The following is an 18282-nucleotide window of genomic DNA, read 5'->3' on the forward strand; positions in this document are numbered from 1 at the left end:
CCGCTTGCGACTCTTAGCATCTTAACCTATGTCCAACATCTCAATTGCATCGCCAAATCTTTCCCTTATCTCCTTGGCAAGAAGCCTATGTTCCGGCTTGCGGAGATGAGGGTCTTGAACCACGAGCTCAAGAGCATCTTCTCTTGCCTCTTCTAATATTTTTACATCTTTTAATATATTCGCCAACTTTAAATCAGGAAGACCATGCTGGCGAGTGCCGAAGAACTCACCCGGTCCCCTTATAGCCAAATCCTCCTCCGCTATGCGAAAGCCATCATTTGTCTCGGTCATAACCTGCAATCTCCTCTTCGCCTCCTCAGAGCGAGGAGTGGCTATGAGGATACAATATGACTGCTCCTCTCCTCTACCTACCCTCCCCCTCAATTGATGCAATTGTGCAAGCCCAAATCTATCCGCATCCTCAATCACCATCACAGTAGCATTCGGAACATCAATTCCCACTTCAATCACGGGAGTGGAGACGAGAAGGTCTATCTTCTTATCCCGAAATTCTCTCATTATCTGTTCCTTCTCTTTCGGACGCATTTGCCCATGAAGTAATCCTATCCTCACATCAGGAAGAAGGCGAGCCAAATCGCTTGCGAGCTTCTCCGCCGCCTCGGCTTGAAGCTTTTCCGATTCCTCAATTAAAGGGCAAACAGCATAGGCTTGCCTTCCCTTCTTTATCTCCTCCCTCACGAAGGCATAAGCCCACTTACGCTTGGATTTTGGAACCCAGAAAGTCTTCACCGGACGGCGTCCGGGAGGAAGTTCATCTATAATGGAGATGTCCAAATCTCCGTAAACGGTTAGGGCGAGAGTCCTCGGTATGGGGGTTGCGGTCATCACCAAAACCTCGGGATTCAATCCTTTCTGGCGGAGAGTAGCCCTCTGCATTACCCCGAACCTATGCTGTTCGTCTATTATAACCAGCCCAAGATTCTTAAATTCCACATCCTCCTCCAACAATGCATGGGTTCCAATAACGACATCCGTTTCCCCTTCCGCTATCAGCTTCTTTGTCATCTGTTTCTCCTTCTGGGTCATACCACCCACGAGAAGGCTTAGTTTTATGCCGAGGGGGAAGAGTAGGTTGCTGAGGACGATGAAATGCTGTTCCGCCAATATCTCCGTGGGAGCCATAAGGGCGCATTGGTAGCCGCAGCGAACCGCTATCAAGATAGCCGCAACAGCAACAATCGTCTTGCCAGAGCCCACATCCCCCTGAATGAGTCTATTCATCGGATGCCCCTTCTTCATATCGTTTGCCACTTCCTCTATTACCTTCCTCTGAGCGTTCGTTAAGGTAAAGGGCAAAACCTTCTCCAGTTCACCAAATACATCAAACTCAAGGCTCCGTCCTTTTTCCTCCTTGTATTCCTTTTGCCTAAGAGCAAGGATGAGCTGGAGAAGGAAAAACTCCTCGTATACCAATCTCCTCCTCGCTTGTGCGAGGGACTGAGCGCTTGTAGGAAAATGGATTTCCCTCAGCGCCTGGGAAAGAGGCAATAGCTTCCTTTTCTCCCTTATCCAGGGGGGAATAATATCAACTATGGTGGGGGTAAGAATATCAAGGGCATTGCTTATTATCTTCCTCATCTGAAGTTGAGAGATTCCCTCGGTTAAGGGATAAATGGGCACTATCCTTCCGAGATTCAGGCTCTCCTTCCCTTCCTCCTCTTCCACTTCTTCCCACTCAGGATTCTCTATCTCCACCCCAAATCTGTTCTTTTTAACCGTCCCATAGGCTACAATCCTCTTTCCCCTGAGAGCCTTGAACCTCTTTTTCATATATGGCTGGTTGAACCAGGTGAGATAAGCTACTCCCGAGACATCGTCAATAACCGCCTTAACGATAACAAGCCCCTTGCGGGTCACAGTGCTCTCGGCGTCAAGGACTCTCCCAAGAATCGCCACTTTCTCCCCATCAACAAGCTCCCTTATTTTCTTAAAATGACGCCTATCCTCCCATCTGCGAGGGAAATGATAGAGGAGGTCCTGTGCCGTATGAATGCCCAACTTGGAGAGCACGAAGGCTCGCTTTTCGCCAACACCTTTTATGTATCTAACGGGATTCTTAAGCATCGTGGGGCTAATAAATTTTAGTCCTTATGTCCGCTTCTGTCAAAAGGATTTTGCCTTTTAGAAGATTGATAAAGAGAGCAAACTCTCTCGTAATTCTCCTAATGGGGAAAGGAAACTTTCAAAAATTCCAGCCGATGTAATCTTTATTCTCGCTCCAGCAAATATGCCCAAGGGTGAGTAAGAAGAGCGAATAAGAAGAGCAAGCGACCCTTTAAGAAGAGAAAAAATTCCCGAATGATTCAGTGAAAAACAGGGAATTTTAAATATAAACCACATTTAATAAAACCAAGATTCCACATAGCAACGCATATCCATTGAGGCGGGTATACAAGCTGATCCCTAAACGAGTTGCTGATGGATAACAAACCCCTCTATCGCTAATTTAGAAATATCAACGCTATAAGGGCGAGTTTATTTGTAAAAATGAGCTTGGCGAAAGCCTTTATTGATGGACCTTTATATTGTCTACAAATTTCAACAAAATCCAAACCAGCAAATTCCTTTTTGAAATAAAAGATTGGCGAAAGAAAGAGAACATCGCCGCCCATCTGAGTGAACCAAAAAGGAGCAAATAAACCACAGAAGAGGAACCTAAGCAGAAGAATAAATAATGTTATGTATTTCCAGTGCGGCTAGATACGCTCTTCTATTGGTAAGAAAAGAAGATATACAGAAGCTATCAGGATAAAAGGGAAAAAATGGAGTTTATCAAAATGATTTTTATCTCGCTTTAGCCAAATCGTCCTGGCTCACCCGTTCCCTTAAGGCTATTAGAAACCCTAAACAAGCCAAATAGTAAAGTCCGACTAAATATCCCAGGAAATATCTAACAACCGTTGTTTAACTATAACCTTTAACAGCTCCCGAAGTAAGATACGACAAACCGACTCCTCAGCAATATCCAAAGGATAGACAAGAAAATATATAGAAAACTCTCCCAAGAATCAATACCACTTCCTTTTGCTAAGTTAAACGCAGAGAGAATCAGCAATATTAAGATGAATAGGAGGGCATTTTATCTCGTCTCTTTCACCTTGAATACCTTAATCGGTTTCGCAATCCCTTCCCCTTTCTTTCCCATATAAAATTCATAAATGCCCCAATCCGGTGTATCTTTTAAGGGATTTCCTGCCACCAAAATGAGTTGATTTTCACCTCGAATTAAGACATCCCATATCCGTTGAAAAGGAAGCTCTATCTTCTTCGTTCCTCCTTTATCAATATTGAAAAACCACAATATCTGTGGCTTTCCCTCCAATATGGTTTCCCTTGCAAACGCTATTATATGCTTTTCCTCCTCATCCCAGCGAATTGAAGAGGGCAGAAGGAATTGCCGCTCACCTTCAGGAAAACCAATGAACATGTTTCTTATTTTTTCTCCTTCAACGGTTGTGATAAAAACATTTGCTTGGGTAGCAAGAGAAAATAGTTTTAACACTCTCGCATTATCTTCTTCTAATAAGAATGCAACATATTGTCCCTCTGGAGAGATTTTATAGTCAAAGAATCCAATTTCGCCTAAACTTATGGAATGCCATACTTTTTCGCCTTCCTTTTTGTATAAGAAAAGCGGTTCATCAGTCGGTCTCACAAGAAGAACACTCAAAAATACCCCAACTCTAGTTTCCCAGACACAAGGACGTTCCAGAACCTCTCCTCTTTTGCCCTCCATACTATCAAACTTCCTGAATAAAATACCCTTTCCCTTTTCTTCCACTCCTATATAAAAATTTAACCTATGCTTTATGCGAGAGGAATCCGAAGAAGCTAGGGATATAAGGTGTTCAATGATATAGGATTGGGGAAGCGAAGGGAAGGCGACGTGGTATGGAAGAATCCGTGCTGAATATGTTCCCTTAAATTCCCCTAAATATTTCTCCTTATCAGTGGAAAGGTCGTAGAGGAAAAACTGGGAAGTGAGGACCTTCTGTGAGTTTTTGTGTCCCTTTCTCACCACATAAGATAGATAGGGCGGCGAGTATCTTATCTCAAAGGGCTGATGAAGAGAATAACCGATAGGTCCTATTGGTAATTCCTTTTCTCCCTCCTTAGAAACAAACCAAACCTTCCTTTCGCATACTGGATAGCTATAATTTGAGACAGAAGCACTTTTTCCAGATACAATATCCGCTAAAAGCAAAAACCTATTTTCTCCTAATGTAAGGAGCTGGGCTCCATAGGGAACGCCGGGAGGGATAGTAGGTTTAAAACCACCTTCGCCAGGTATGAAAGACGGCATAGGTGAACTGGAATGCGTAGATGAATTTAAAATTAAGCGCTGTGAAATAACCCGGTGGATGTGCTTTGCGGCTACTACGAAAACACATATTAAACAGATTAAAAGCGAGGGAATATAAATAAACTTGTAATGCTTTTTCATTTTCCACTTACTCCCAAAAGTTCTCACCAACAAAATATCTTAAGGTTGCCTTTTTACCTCTTACATTTTCGCATTGCTGCATATACAACTCGTAACCGCGTCCATAAACCCATTCACCACGATTTTCACTCACTATATGACAGCAGTTGCTACATCTATTCCAATTCTTGCAAAGAATCACACAATTGGTGTAATCATAGTTATATTGACTCTCAGCCATGTTGCAAAGGTCCGCTTCTCTTTCAAGCTTTTTTATCCACTTACATAAATCCTTTATAGTTTTCGCCCAATCCCATAATGCAGAACAGAACAACTTGCAAGATGCCCACCCAACAACTCCTACCTCACTTGTATAAGAAGTGCAGAGCTTCTCACACGCTTCTTTAAAAATTTTTCCCCAAGCTTTTTCCTTTCTTCTTCGCCACCAATCTCTAATTCCGGTTCCTTCAGGGTCTCTTCTGTTAAAAGGGTTCCCCGCTACATAAGGGTAATGAGCAAGTTCGTTTAGCGGGTCCCTCACGACAAATCTCCCAATCGCAGGATTATACCATCTTTGAGTCAAAAGATACATCCCTGCATCGCCATCTCCATAATACCCGAGCTCTCCAACATAGAGATAGGGATTTGTGATTGCTCCACTCGCCTGTAAGATATTTCCCCAAGCATCGTAGATTGTTGTGCTTTGGATGTTTTGATTTGCATCTGTCAGAGCTTTCGCTGAGCCGAGACCGTCGTAGTGGTTGAAGTAAGAGGCGTTGTTTCTTCGCTGACTTAAAAGCCCTTGACCTTGCGTGTAATAAGCCAAAATATTCGCTCCTTGAGATTCAATTATCAAATCATCGCCGTCAAAATAGTAATCTATCGTTGTTCCACCAGCTGTCTTTGCGATTCTCTTTCCGGAGTAGTCATAAGCATAGACAATTGTTAAGCCATAGGGCAAATTCACTTGAACCATCTTATAAAGAAGTTCGTGAAGACCCTCCATATAACCGATTTCCTTATTTCTTCTTTTCTCCCCTTCAATGAGTGCGCTGCGAATTTCCCCTTCGGTAGCAAGGGAGAAGACCTTTAGAGTCCTTGTATTTTCTCCCTCTCCCAGAAGGAGGGCAACGGGTTGCCCATTGGGGGAGATTTTATAGTCGTAAAATCCCACCTCCCCTAAACTTATGGAATGCCATACTTTTTCGCCTTCCTTTTTGTATAAGAAAAGCAGTTCATCTGATTCGCCTTTAGTCGGTCTCCAGAGAAGAAAACTCAAAATGACCCCAGCTCTGGTTTTCCAAACATATGGGTTGCTCGCGCAGCTCCTCATCTCTCTTCTCATCCTTCCAAGGATACCAGGGTTCGCATCTCCCCGCTTTCCTTTAAAAGCAAAACCTGGTATGGAGTGGCGATACAGAAGCCACCCAATCCCCGATGATACCATACCCTCCTTATTCCATCCTTGATTTCCTCTCTCGTTATCTTTGATGTTTTCTTTCTTTTCAAATCGACTAAATGCAGATAACTGTAGACTTTCTTTTGTTGGTTAATAGCTTCGTGAGGAATGAGGAGAAATCTCCCATCAGGGCTTATAGCGAAAGACCGATTATAACCCTTCTCTTTCCATATCAATTCTAATTTTTTATTTTCGCCTTCGGGATTATATTTCCAAAAATAAAAGTCGCTAAGCTTAGAATGTGAGCCTGGAAATGAAAGAGGAACTTTGCTACTTGGCAAACCTTGAGATGGAAATTTTTCCCTTATAACGAAAACAAATCCTCCATCATCCAAGCACCAAGACCCTTTCCCAGCTATTGGATAGGACTCAGAGCTCACCACTCTTTGCGAAAGGGGAGATAGTGTTAAATAGACAATATGGAAAAGGGAATAGGGCGGATCTGAAAGTCCCGGTAGACAGATAACATACATTCCATTTCCTGTAGGAGACCACTCGCAAAAAAAGGGAGGACCGGGAAGTGATATTCTTCCTCTAAGCTCTCCCTTCCCGTTGAAGAGTAAAATGGTACTCGCTTCCTTTAGAGATTTCTGGTCTTTTATGTCCACATGAGGGAAACAAGCTACCCTCTCTCCATCTGGGGAAGGGAATGGGTTAAAGGCTTTGCTAGCCACGAGCTGAGGCCAGGTATGTGTTGGTTGCCATTTCCAGATTGACCAATTGTTCCCTATTTTTCTATCAAACCAAAGCACATTTCGTTTATCCCAAAAGCAATGCAAAGCCTCATCGGCTACTTCCCACTTATCCTTCGTTTCCAATGAATATACCGAAAGCACTCTGTTGCGGGAGGACCTACCACCTACTACCACAACGCTTAAGAATTTACCATCTGGAGATACATCAGCAGTGGCGATATATAGGCGATGGTAGTAGTTCTGTGGCGCTTTTAATTCTTGCAAAACATTGTCAATTTTCTGCGTTTTTGACTTTTTTGATTGAAAGGAGAAAAGGGCTAAAAGTCCCAGCGTGAGGCACAAGTACCCTGAAAATATAATAAACCGTGATTTTACTCTACCTCTCATACACCTTCCTCCTTAATTTAAAAAATTTTAAAGCGCACCCAGAGGCACAATTCCAGTAGCACCGTTTAAAGAATCTGCCACGTTGGGTAGTGCTAGCGCCACCTACAACAGGAGGAGCAAAAGAATTTATATCACAGAGATAAGTTTGAAAATGACAACATCTCTCGCAGGCTGCCAACTCATAGTTAGAAGTTTCTTCCTCACAAGGATGTATAACCCAAGGGTCTTTAGATATATCCTCGCCTCCATATATATACTTCCACCAAAGACAGCAAATGTAGTTCGCAAGAACCTTGTCCATCTGATCTTTTACACATTTTTCCAAACATTTTAAATCCACATAATATGTAGGCATTCCATTTACCCAACCAAAGCCTAGACATTTATAAAAACATTTCTTAGCGCCTTTAGGGAGTTCATAAATGGTAGGGCATCGTTCCTTTAATCCCGCTGGATCAACTAAATTTTGAGGGTCGTTTAACACGTAAACATAAAGATCGCACCTCCCTGCCTTTAACGGGTCCCTCACGACAAATCTCCCCACAACAGGATTATACCATCTTTGAGTCAAAAGATACATCCCTGCATCCCCATCTCCATAATACCCGAGCTCGCCAACATAGAGATAGGGATTTGTGATTGTGCCAGTAGCTTGGAGAATATTTCCCCAAGCATCGTAGATTGTTGTGCTTTGGATGTTTTGATTTGCATCTGTCAGAGCTTTCGCTGAGCCGAGACCATCGTAATGGTTGAAGTAAGAGGCGTTGTTTCTCATCTGGCTTAAAAGCCCTTGACCTTGCGTGTAGTAAGCCAATATATTCGCTCCTTGAGCTTCAGTCGCTAAATCAACATTGCCCATTGCGAAAATTTGACTTTTCTTACCCATTTTATCGGGAAATTAGCGAAATTGAGCACAAATAGAAAAGGCATGGGATAAGGTAAAGGAAAAGAACAGGAAAAAAATAGATAATCTGGCGTGTAGTGATAGGAAGGCCAAAAACACCCATAAGTCTTGAAATTTCTGTTCTGAAAGAGGAATTAGATATAGTAGACCTTGCCCAAACAATCGGAGACATAAGCAAGGCCGCTCCTCCACAACAGAACAACCAAAACCACGTCATGAAAGAGGTAAGTATACACATAATCGTTATGCCTGATAGAGTGCCGAGTCGCCATATTAAGCTACCAATATAGTGTGAAGCGAAAACAGAAACTGGACATAAAATCCCTGAAAGAAGCACATGTGTTATAGGTTGTCCCGAGCGAAATGCTATTAAAATGAACGATGATATATACCAAGCACCTATGACAAGAAAGGCCAGCAAAAAATCATTCAGCATGTCTACAACACCACCTGTAAGCATCTTCACAACTTTCTTTTTCTATTTTAGCAATTTCATAACAGGGCTTTAGCGCGATCACATCGATTGCTCCGAAGGCCCAACCACAAGCGCCAAGACACGCCTCCATACAACCACTCCATGCTGGCCCACTGGCTATGCAGGCTACACCACAGGTGAGGGTACATTCAACAGTTTCCAATACTGGTATCCATCCGTGTCCCATAACAACGAGGATACATTCCCGCACATCCTCTGCCGCTCCGCGAATACATTCTAAATACCATTCATAACAAAGAAAATTCTTCTTGTTCTTTATCGGATCTCTCGCCACAAACCTCCCAATCGTAGGATTATACCATCTCTGCGTTAAGAGATACATCCCAGCATCTCCATCTCCATAATACCCGAGCTCGCCAAGAGCGGGATTAGTGTGGGAAGTCAATCTCCCCATTGCGTCGTAGTTACAGCCCTCTCCCGTTCCGTTACCGTAGAGCTTATGCATCAACCTTCCTACCGAATCATAGAAGAAATATGTCTTCCATCCTCTTCCGTCAGTTTTGACCTTCAATTTCCCATCTACCACCTTCGTCAGATTGCCATTGGCATCGTATTGATACTGGGTTATATTGTTCAAGGCATCCCTCACTTGGACCAACCTGCCTTAAAAACCATACAAATGATATAATAATTTTGCCTATCTGTCAATAGCATCTCGCTTCCTTTTGAAATGATTCCATTCATTGTATTCCATATATATATGTGTCTATTTTTGCGAGTTTTGCTCGCTCATTATTTCAAAAATTTGCGGAGCTGTCTTTTCACCTCGCAAAATCTTCTTCTAACCGTTCCCTCTATGCATTGGAGGAAGTTCGCTAATCGCCAAATCCTCCGTAATCGCTCCACCCCCACTCAAATAGCCCCTTCACTGTTCCCCTTATTATTCTGAAACATATATTAAAGACAAGCTCTGCCTCGTTATAAAAAGATATTTGCGAGCCTCCCTTGAGGGAGGCTCGCAATAAGAGGGTAGCTTCCTCATCAAAAGAAGCGCTTGGTATCTTTATTCTTCTACATAGCCTTTCTCTTTTGCCAAGTGATAATAGCGCTCGGGGTCGGAGATCACTTGCTTGACGAGGTCAAGGTAATATTGGAAGTTCTCAAGAGGAACATCTGGCGGGACCGAATGGTCTACGAAGGGGAAGTATCCTCCCTGCATAACCAACCAAGGCACTTTCTTCAAAACTTCCCTTTCTATCTCTTCCTTAGTCCGAGCTAAAACCCTCTTATCTATGTTCCCCATAAGAAGGAGGTCCTTTCCGTATTTCTTCCTCAGCGCCACGGCGTCCTGGTCAGCCGCTACCTCAAGGGGATAGATGCCGTTCACACCTCCTTCAAGCCAAAGGGGAATGATTGGGTCATTGTTTCCATCGCTGTCAACCCAGATGATGTCTATCCCATTTTTGCGGAGGAATTCCGTTACCCTCTTATAGCAGGGAAGCATTATCTCTCGAAAATGCTTGGGGGAAATCAGCGGTCCAACCTTCATTCCCAAATCCTCCCAGAATAGAGCGAAATCCAGATCCAACTCCTCCACCGCTTTCCTCGTAACCTCTATGACGAAATCTGCTATGTATTCGTCTATTTCCCTTATGAAATCAGGGTCGTCGTAGAGCATATAAGAGAGCCTCTCAACACCCATCCAGTTCCTCACCCAGCCATAGAAAGAGCCAACGCTTATGCCCAAGGGATAATCCCTATCCTTCACAGACCTCTTGTAATCCTCCCACCAGGCAGGATATCTGCAGGGAGATTTGGGATTCAACCTCTTTTTATATTCCTCCCAATCCTCTCTTGTTTTTATTGGGTAGTCAAGCCAGAGAGGCATTGAAAGCTCTGATTTATCCAAGAAAATCTTCTTAATAGTTCCATCTGAATCCCTTATAATGGTTGTCCTTTCCGCCTCATCAACATGAAGAGTCTCCACTTCAAATGCGGGAACGAGCCCAAGGTTTATGGGCACGACTTCGTAGCGGTCGAAACCGAAATAATGAACTATATGCACATCTACGGGCATTCCCTCCTTCTGCCAACGAAGGATGGTTTCGTGCCAAAACCATTGGGGCACCAGGAATGCCCTATCGGGATTTCCGAATCTCGCCGTTTCCAAGTATCTCTCTCTGTAGTTCATTCTAAATCATCTCCTTTCTTATATCTTCCGTATTTCTTACCTGCATTATACATGGCATAAAAATTTTGCAAAGGAGTATTTGGTGCTACATTGTTTCCCTCACAAAATATCCATTTCCCACCTTCCATGACACCGGACTCGCAAATCCTCTTTGTCTCCCTCTCTATTTCCTCAGGGGAACCGCTTCTCAATAGTTCGGGATGGAGATTTCCCCTCAGAAGCACATCCGGTCCGAGCTCCCTTCTCGCTAAGCCAAGGTCTGTGGGAAAGCCGAGGTCAAAGGTCGTTATATTGAGCTCATCCTTGAGGGTTTTTAAATGCCTCTGAACCTTTCCGCAGAGATGTATAGCATTTGGTCCACCTTTAGAGAATGTCTCTACGAGCCTTTTATGGTATGGCAGAACGAATTCTTTATATTGCTGGGTTGATATGAGCTCTATGGAATCATCGGCGAAGCCCCAACTTTGCACTGGATAGCTCCAGCCCATCAAATCCCAAATCGCCTTAATCCTGACAATAGTCGCCTCGGTGATGAAATTCAAGAGCTTGTGGACGAAATCGGGTTCCTCGTAAAGGGCAAGGCAGAGTTCCGTTGCTCCCATAAGAGCAGCTGCAACTGTGAAGGGTCCATCGGTTCCCGCGCCTGGAGGATATACCATTTCACCCACGGGAATCCCTTCAAATTCCATTTCCTTCACCCTTTCCTTGAAATAATAGAATATCTCCATACCCTTCCCCATCCAATTGTCCTTGAGGGGGTGAGGAATTCCCGCCTCAATAATTTCCTCCAATTTCTCCCTAGTCAAGGGAGCTGCATAGGGAACATCTCCTTCCGGAAAAACAACATTATTTCCCAGCCAACCCGCCTCGTAGAAATTTTGCAAATCCACATATACTCCTCCCCAATTATCTTTAGGATAACCCATTTCCATATCCTGGGGGACGTTTATTCTCACCCACTTCTTGAATTTCAGCTGAACCTTCAACATAATCTCTGGGTCCTTTATGTATTGCTCAAATGTGTAGCCTTCCTCATTTAGCCAGGGAGTGAGCAAATAGAAACGAGGGTTCATATTGAAGACAATAGGAACCCTGAAGGGTTTGCCTTGATTGAAGGCTTCCCAAACTTTTCTGACTTCCTCGTTATGCCTCTCGTAATCCATTTTTAGAAGGGATGACCGATGCTGAAGTGGGTTCTCGGTCCCTCGGAGCCCCAAGCATAGTCAAGCCTTATAGGACCGAGAGGGGTTTCAAACCTCAAACCTATTCCCGCTCCCAGATGGGGAGAGAATTTGCTGCTGGTTGAATACTTACCTCCCCAAGCGGAACCATAATCAACGAATACCGCCCCGAAGAAAGCCTTCTCAAGTGGAACCCTCAATTCCACGGATAACAGAGCCATTTTCTCTCCCCAGAACCGGTCTTCCCTATAACCACGCAGGTTATCGGCGCCGCCCAAGGTATAGAACTCGAAAGCTGGTATGTTTCCCTCTGCCATTGCCAAGTTCAATCTTGTGGCAAGAACATAATTTTTCTTCTTCCCAAAGGGTTTGTAGCGACGGAGGTCTATCTCCTGCTTTGTAAAGAAGGAGGAAGATTTCCCTATCTCTATGGAATAAATATTGTAAATACCCTTTTTGGGGCTTCGCCTTACATCTCTCGTATCAAGATAGTAGCTGAATCTTGCGGCATTAACTTTCCCCTTCACATATCCAAGTATCGGTAAACCAGCTCCTTCCTCGGGATTTATAGCTACATCCTCGCTCCTCAAACCAATGGAAGCCCTTCTCCAATCATCAAGGGGTCTCTCAAATGTCGTTGAAACACCCTTTCGATACTCATCGTAGCGGGAAGTTGCTTCCTCGGTTACCCATCTATAAATAACCTTGTCGTAAATAGAAATATTGAAAGATGTATTGTGTATATCAATCCATGGCTTATAATATCCGATTTCGTAGCTTCTTTTGCTTGTATATCCACCAACTTCCCACAGGAAATGCAATCCCTCAGCCATTCCCCTGAAGTTATTTTCCAAGTACTCCGCCCTTCCTACCAGCCCCTGCTGTGCGCTATAACCCAATCCCACCATTATCTGCCCAGTTTTCGTTTCCGTGATATCAAATGTTACATTCACTAAATCCTCCTTTTCTCCTGGCTGGAGGTCAATTACGACATTTTCAAATAAGCCCAGGTCAAATATCCTCTTCCTGTCCTCCCCTAACGAATTTATGTTCAATAGAGAGCCCTCCTTGCTTCTTATGAACCTCTCCACAACGACCCTTTTTGTCTTACGCAATCCTTTGATTTCTATCTTGCCAATTTTCATCTCTGTTATATAGATGATGAGGGTTCCATCTGGGGTAGGCTCCGGTTCCCTCGTGAAAATGGCTATATAACCTTTCTGCCTATACTGGCTTATTATGGTCTCAAGGTCGCTGCGGAGGGAGTTAATATTTAAAACCTGACCGCTTTCCGTTTTCAACCAGGAGAGGATTTCTTTCTCAGAGAAGACGGTTGCCCCCTCAATTTTTATGTTTTTAATGAAGGGATTTTCTAATGTGATGAAGGTAACAATCACGCCTTCGGGACTTTCCTCTTTAACAGCCTTGACCTGGTAGAAGTATCCCATTTGGCTTATCGCCTTCTCGTCGTTAGCTAATTTCTGCTCGTCTAATTCCTCTCCGACCTTAGTGGAGATAACGCCCATAATCGCTTCCTTTGAAATGTGCTCGTTGCCCACTATACGGATTTCCGCTACCTTTGCCCCCAAGGCAAAGGAACTTAAGAACAAGACCAGTATTACTCCTATCCTAGCTCGCATTTTTAACCTCCTTATTCTTTTATAAACGGTTCCAACAATTCTTTCAACCTTTTTCTTGCTCTGTGCAATCTCACTCTCACAGCCTCCTCGCTTGTCCCCAACATATTCGCTATTTCCTGATAGGAAAAACCCTGCAAGTCGTGAAGGACAATGACCTCCCTATAAGGAACCGGAAGCTTCTCAATAGCTTTTTGAACCGCTTCCTGAATGCTCTTCGCCTCATAAACTTGCTCCGGGGTCATGGACTCATCGGGAATTTCCCTCTCTACTTCTCCCTCCTCTGTTTCAATCACCTCGTCTAAAGATGTGACCTTCATCTTTCTGTCCTGCGCCATCTTCGTCCTGCAGAGGTTTAAAGCTATTTGATAAATCCAAGTATAAATGTTTGCCTCACCTCTAAAACTTCTCAGGCTCTTATAGACCCTGAGGAAGGTCTCCTGAGTAAGGTCAACCGCATCGTCGTAGTTTCCTATCATTCTATATATCATGTTGAAGATTTTTCTCTCATATTTATCCAATATTTCCTCAAATAGTTTATCTAATTCTTCTTTGCTTAGTTTTTTGAACTCCATAGTTAGAATCTCAAGCTCCCTTCCACGCCCCAAATTTTCCTTTTTAACTCATCGGTGGTGAAGGTTAGAAATACATCTCCCTTCAACCTTCTTTCAAAGCTTAAAATATAGCGTCCCTTAGGAGTCGCAAGCCAGCGCGAATAGGAGATGTAGGTGTCGGGGAAAATCTCCTGCCTCAGCCTTAAAACTGGAACTCCTTCAAAGCTATATTCAAAAGAGAGTTCCTCTAAGCCCATAGCTTCAGCTAAGCTGAATTCAAAAGGAGCAAGCAACTTGCTCTCAATCCCTATGGCAAAGGCACTGGTTAACTCCTTTTTTATGAATTTCTCCGGGTCACTTGCGAATTCGGTAGGCACGAACATCGCAAGTATGGCTCTTTGAGGCAATGGAGGGGAGCTAGTGAAACTAATCTTTAAATCCTCATAGGGACCGGATATGTTTGCGGTTATTTTATATCCACTGACCATTGTCTCCGCACGAGCAAGAACATTCAACCTTAGGGTATCAAACCCATAGAATAAATCAGCCGCTCCTTCTTTCAATCTAAACACATAGTTTGATAGAGCAACCAACCCGCTTCGGGAGGAGAAATGTCCTTGCACAATTGGAGTTTTCAATGTTCCCGCGAGCTCCAACCTTCCCTCCGCGAGAACACGAGAACCGGAGAAGATAAACCAACAGTTGCTCCCAACAGATACATCCATCAAGAAGGAAGGATTGAATATCTGTCTTCCTCCTCCCGCTTGCCCTTTTGGAGTGGTATAAGAAGAGACATCAATTTTTGAATTCGTTAGAACGAGTTGCCCCAAGATAAGCGGACTCCTTATGCTTCCTATTACGCTAACAACTCCGTTTAAGCTTCCCTCAAATCTTTCCCCATATCCCGAGATATTGTTCTCCTTGAATGTCAAATTTCTTAAATCCGCCGATGCCTCTAACTGGAAACCTCCTTTGCCTATTGAGATACCGCCTTTAACCTCTCCCTCCCCTCTTCCAAGTTGGAAGCTGGCTCTTTCAAAAACAGCTTTATTTCCTTGTAGGTTCATACGTGCATTCACATTTTTTAGACCTTCTTCAAACCCTTTTGGTTTCATATATCCGTCTTCTAAATTCACAAATCCCAAAGCTTTTGGGTTATTAAATGTACCCTCAAGATGAATTTCCCCGGTTGTTTCTCCATCAATTTCCTTAAAATAGGGTAAGATTCTTCTCAAAAAGGAAATCTTCTGCTTCTCCCAACGGAGTGATGCCTTTAAAGGCGAATCACGCCTGATTCCTTCCTTCATATCCCAAGGTATCTGCGCCTCCCCCTTCACCTCTTTTCCGTCCACAAAAAAGGAAAAGCCTTTTATTCCGAGGCTTCCTTGCCCAAGCTCCGCTTCCAAGAATAAATTATTTAACAGCTCACCGTTTAACTCTATCTTTGGAGAGCTGAAACTTGCTCTAAATAAGGGAGCTTGGAGACTCCCCTCTCCTTCTATCTTTAAATTTGCCTCCCCAGTTGGGGTGATTGAAGGAAGGAGAAAAGAAAGGGTAGAGAGAGGCATCTTGCTTGTCTCAATTTCCAACGAGAAATCCATCCTCTCCAAATCCACCCTTCCCTTGCCATTCACGCTCATCTCCTTTTCTACCCCTCTCAAGTTCTCTACTATTAAAAGATTCTTCTCAAAGGAATAATCTCCCTCAAGGGTTGATAGGGAGAAATAACGATTCCCTATATCCTCACAACGAAAGACTCCGGTTATGTTTGGTTTATCAACAGTCCCACTTATCCTCACATTTGTTGATAGCCTTCCTTGGAAGGAAGGGATTCTCTCAACTCTTGTCAGCCTTTCAGCCAAGGAGACAGGAATGTTTTTCCCCTCTATATATCCGCTCAGCGTTTTGTTTCTGAATAGATAAAGGAGAGAAGCGGATACCTTTCCTCCTTCAACCTCATAAGTCAAATCCCTTACCTCTAACCTTTCCTTGCTAACAAATAAAGATGTCTCTAACTTTCCAACTTCATTATTTTCATATACAGGCTCTGCCTTCACTTCTCCCTCAAAATAAGGATTCATTAAAGTTCCCGCCAATTTCCCTTGAAAGTTGAAAAACCCCTTAATCTCATTGCTAAGAGGCAAATCCGAGAAGGACAAATGTTTGCCCTCAAGAGATAAGAGAATTTCCCTACCCACTAATCTTCCCTCCAAATCTATCTCCCCTTCTTTCATAACGAGTTTGCCATTCTTTATGGTAGCTTCGCCTTCACTCCAGCTAATTTCGCCTTGGGCATATTTTGCATAAGTATTCTCAACCAAGAAATCCCTTGCCTTGAAATCAAGGACAATTTGGGGAGAAGTTAGTGGACCTTTGATTACGAAATCAACCTCCCCCACCCCCCCCTTAAATGCCCTTTCGTTGACCAATTGGCTTAGGGCGATTTTCTCCGCTCTCCCCTTTAAATTGACAATCCTTTCCTTGAGATTTATTTCCCCCTCTGCCCTACCTTCACCTAACCCTTTAAGGAAAAACAAACGAGGGAATCGGAGCTTTTCCCAGTTTCCCTCAAACTCAATGAGAAGATAATCGCCCTCATATTGCCTCATCCCAATATTGAATGCTTCAACAGCACCTCCAAAAGCGGGATCGGACACTGGACCTTTTATATATCCCCTTAGATACGCAACCCCTTTAAAGTCACCTGCTTTTAATAGGTGAGAAATTTCTCCTATTTTAATATCCATCCCTTCAAATTCGCCGTTTATCTCCTCCTTATCAACATCTACCTGCCCCTTAAAAGCGAATCTCCCCTTAGCGTCCTCTACAGCGACTCTTCTTAAATCAATAATTCCCTCTTTATATGAAAAATTGATGTATAAATTTTCTTCAAAAACTTTAACATACTTAAACATTGATATCTCAGCATATCCCTCTATGCTCGGTTTCTTTTTGAGGTTACCTTTTCCATATAAAGCCAGGCTTTTTATTTCGCCTTTGGGGAAATCCTCCAATTTTAGCTTTCTAATCAACTCGCTTTTTAAATTTCCTGGCAATTTGGTAATGGAAAAGTTCTCTATTTTCCCCTCAAGCATATAGTCGGAACTCTTCAAGTCAATGAGACCTCTATAGCTTGCCTCCCCATCCCCTACCTTGCTTTCTCCTTTCACGACCTCCAATTTATCTTTAAAATATAAAAGGCTTAATTTATTCTCGCTAATAGACAAGCCCCTAAACATTATGCGAGAAAAGCGGATATTTGCCTCAATTAACGGATTTGATAAATTGCCGGAGGCGTATATTTCCCCTTTTAGGGGAAAGTCGCCCATCTTTGCAAGCCCCTTCACTTTAAAAGCGCTTTTTAGTAAATCTGAAAGAGCTTTAGCCCTTCCCTCTATATTTCCCTTGATTTCAAATAGATTGGGTTTCTTAAGGGAAAACACCGCCTTTTCCATCCCAAATTTCAGCCCGTTATCGGTTTGCACTTTCAAATCCCTTATCCCGCAGACATCTTGATTCCCCACGAAGTTCAAGGAGCAATTAAAGACCTTAAATGGCAATTTTTTGTACTTTAGGGAAGCGTTTTTCAAGCTTGCTTGTGTCTCCCAGCGAAGATTTTTCCCGCTTCTATTAAAGAAAAGGTTAGCGCTCAGAACCCCTTTCCCATAGGGCAGGGAGAAGGCAAGGGATTTAAGGGAAAGTCTTGCTTCAAAGCCCTGAGGGGAATTTCTTCCCACGACGACAAATGGGGCTTTGTTTAACGTTCCCTCAAACTTTACTTTAGTTTCCCCCCTCAAAAGGTATATATTTCCTTTCCCCTTCAACATCCATTCCCTTTTACTGAAGGAGAGGTCGGTCAATTTTCCCTGGAGATTTTGAATATAAATGGGAAAGGAAGGGGGAATTCCTTTCGTTGGCTTTGTCGGTTTTGGGGGACGTATGTTCCATCTCCCTTTTTCATCGCAAAAAAGAACGAAAACCAGGTTGTTTATTCTCACATCCTTTATGCTGCGCGACAAATCCTTTTCCTTAAATAAAGAAAAAGGCTTGATGGATATAGTCATTTTATCCATCTTCGCGAGAGGAGGGAGATTTGGCATCGTTCCCTTCACTGATATATCGCTCAAGATGATTCTCCCTTTAAAGGGCTCTATCTTTACCTTTCCTATTCGGATATCCTGTCCCCATGATTCAGTCGCTATATTTGATACCATTCCTTGCAAATTGTTGAAAACGAAAAGCACATTACGAGCAAAAAGATAGAGCAGAAAAATGAAAAGGGAGAGGAAGAGAAGGAAGGGAAACGCAATCATCCACTCCCTGCTTTCTTTGTTCTTTTTTGTCTTATGAGCACAAGCCATTTTCCTTAAATTTTGACTTATAAAGGGCGAAAG

General features: G+C 43.2%; 11 protein-coding genes. All 11 read right to left on the reverse strand.

The window, feature by feature from the left end; translation table 11 throughout:
* Nucleotides 1-21: 21 nt before the first annotated feature.
* The 11 genes from recG to H5T88_03645 all read right to left on the reverse strand — a co-directional run bounded on the left by recG (nt 22) and on the right by H5T88_03645 (nt 18249).
* Nucleotides 22-2085: an ATP-dependent DNA helicase RecG gene (gene recG / locus H5T88_03595; GenBank protein MBC7329424.1), complete on the reverse strand. Its 2064-nt coding sequence runs from the start codon at nt 2083-2085 to the stop codon at nt 22-24.
* A gap of 1015 nt (nt 2086-3100) precedes the next feature.
* Nucleotides 3101-4324, reverse strand: a complete 1224-nt coding sequence (locus H5T88_03600; GenBank protein MBC7329425.1) for a hypothetical protein — start codon at nt 4322-4324, stop codon at nt 3101-3103.
* A 148-nt stretch (nt 4325-4472) separates the two neighbouring features.
* Nucleotides 4473-5777, reverse strand: a complete 1305-nt coding sequence (locus tag H5T88_03605; protein MBC7329426.1) for an RHS repeat-associated core domain-containing protein — start codon at nt 5775-5777, stop codon at nt 4473-4475.
* A gap of 8 nt (nt 5778-5785) precedes the next feature.
* The gene (locus H5T88_03610; protein MBC7329427.1) at nt 5786-6862 is read right to left on the reverse strand and encodes a hypothetical protein; all 1077 of its coding nucleotides are present in this window, start codon (nt 6860-6862) and stop codon (nt 5786-5788) included.
* Nucleotides 6863-6974: 112 nt separating this feature from the next.
* Entirely contained in the window at nt 6975-7844 is an 870-nt protein-coding gene (locus tag H5T88_03615) for an RHS repeat-associated core domain-containing protein (GenBank protein MBC7329428.1), read from the reverse strand.
* A gap of 470 nt (nt 7845-8314) precedes the next feature.
* A complete protein-coding gene (locus tag H5T88_03620; protein ID MBC7329429.1) occupies nt 8315-8974 on the reverse strand; it encodes a hypothetical protein in 660 nt (219 codons plus the stop codon).
* A gap of 414 nt (nt 8975-9388) precedes the next feature.
* Nucleotides 9389-10516, reverse strand: coding sequence for a hypothetical protein (locus tag H5T88_03625; GenBank protein MBC7329430.1), 1128 nt, complete (start codon nt 10514-10516; stop codon nt 9389-9391).
* Nucleotides 10513-11679 (reverse strand): hypothetical protein, encoded by a 1167-nt coding sequence (locus H5T88_03630; GenBank protein ID MBC7329431.1) that lies wholly within the window; start codon nt 11677-11679, stop codon nt 10513-10515. Before H5T88_03630 ends, H5T88_03625 begins: the two co-directional genes overlap by 4 nt.
* Nucleotides 11680-11681: 2 nt before the next feature.
* Nucleotides 11682-13337, reverse strand: coding sequence for a BamA/TamA family outer membrane protein (locus H5T88_03635; GenBank protein ID MBC7329432.1), 1656 nt, complete (start codon nt 13335-13337; stop codon nt 11682-11684).
* An 11-nt stretch (nt 13338-13348) separates the two neighbouring features.
* Nucleotides 13349-13909, reverse strand: a complete 561-nt coding sequence (locus H5T88_03640) for a sigma-70 family RNA polymerase sigma factor (GenBank protein ID MBC7329433.1) — start codon at nt 13907-13909, stop codon at nt 13349-13351.
* A gap of 2 nt (nt 13910-13911) precedes the next feature.
* A complete protein-coding gene (locus H5T88_03645) occupies nt 13912-18249 on the reverse strand; it encodes a translocation/assembly module TamB domain-containing protein (protein MBC7329434.1) in 4338 nt (1445 codons plus the stop codon).
* Nucleotides 18250-18282 lie beyond the last annotated feature (33 nt).

This window comes from bacterium (genome assembly GCA_014360495.1).
Classification (GTDB): domain Bacteria; phylum Armatimonadota; class JACIXR01; order JACIXR01; family JACIXR01; genus JACIXR01.

Coding starts and splice junctions, on each gene's coding strand:
- H5T88_03630 (MBC7329431.1), bottom strand. CDS start 11,679: ATGGATTACGAGAGGCATAACGAGGAAGTCAGAAAAGTTTGGGAAGCC.
- H5T88_03645 (MBC7329434.1), bottom strand. CDS start 18,249: ATGGCTTGTGCTCATAAGACAAAAAAGAACAAAGAAAGCAGGGAGTGG.
- H5T88_03635 (MBC7329432.1), bottom strand. CDS start 13,337: ATGCGAGCTAGGATAGGAGTAATACTGGTCTTGTTCTTAAGTTCCTTT.
- H5T88_03625 (MBC7329430.1), bottom strand. CDS start 10,516: ATGAACTACAGAGAGAGATACTTGGAAACGGCGAGATTCGGAAATCCC.
- H5T88_03640 (MBC7329433.1), bottom strand. CDS start 13,909: ATGGAGTTCAAAAAACTAAGCAAAGAAGAATTAGATAAACTATTTGAG.
- H5T88_03600 (MBC7329425.1), bottom strand. CDS start 4,324: ATGCCGTCTTTCATACCTGGCGAAGGTGGTTTTAAACCTACTATCCCT.
- H5T88_03615 (MBC7329428.1), bottom strand. CDS start 7,844: ATGGGCAATGTTGATTTAGCGACTGAAGCTCAAGGAGCGAATATATTG.
- recG (MBC7329424.1), bottom strand. CDS start 2,085: ATGCTTAAGAATCCCGTTAGATACATAAAAGGTGTTGGCGAAAAGCGA.
- H5T88_03605 (MBC7329426.1), bottom strand. CDS start 5,777: ATGAGGAGCTGCGCGAGCAACCCATATGTTTGGAAAACCAGAGCTGGG.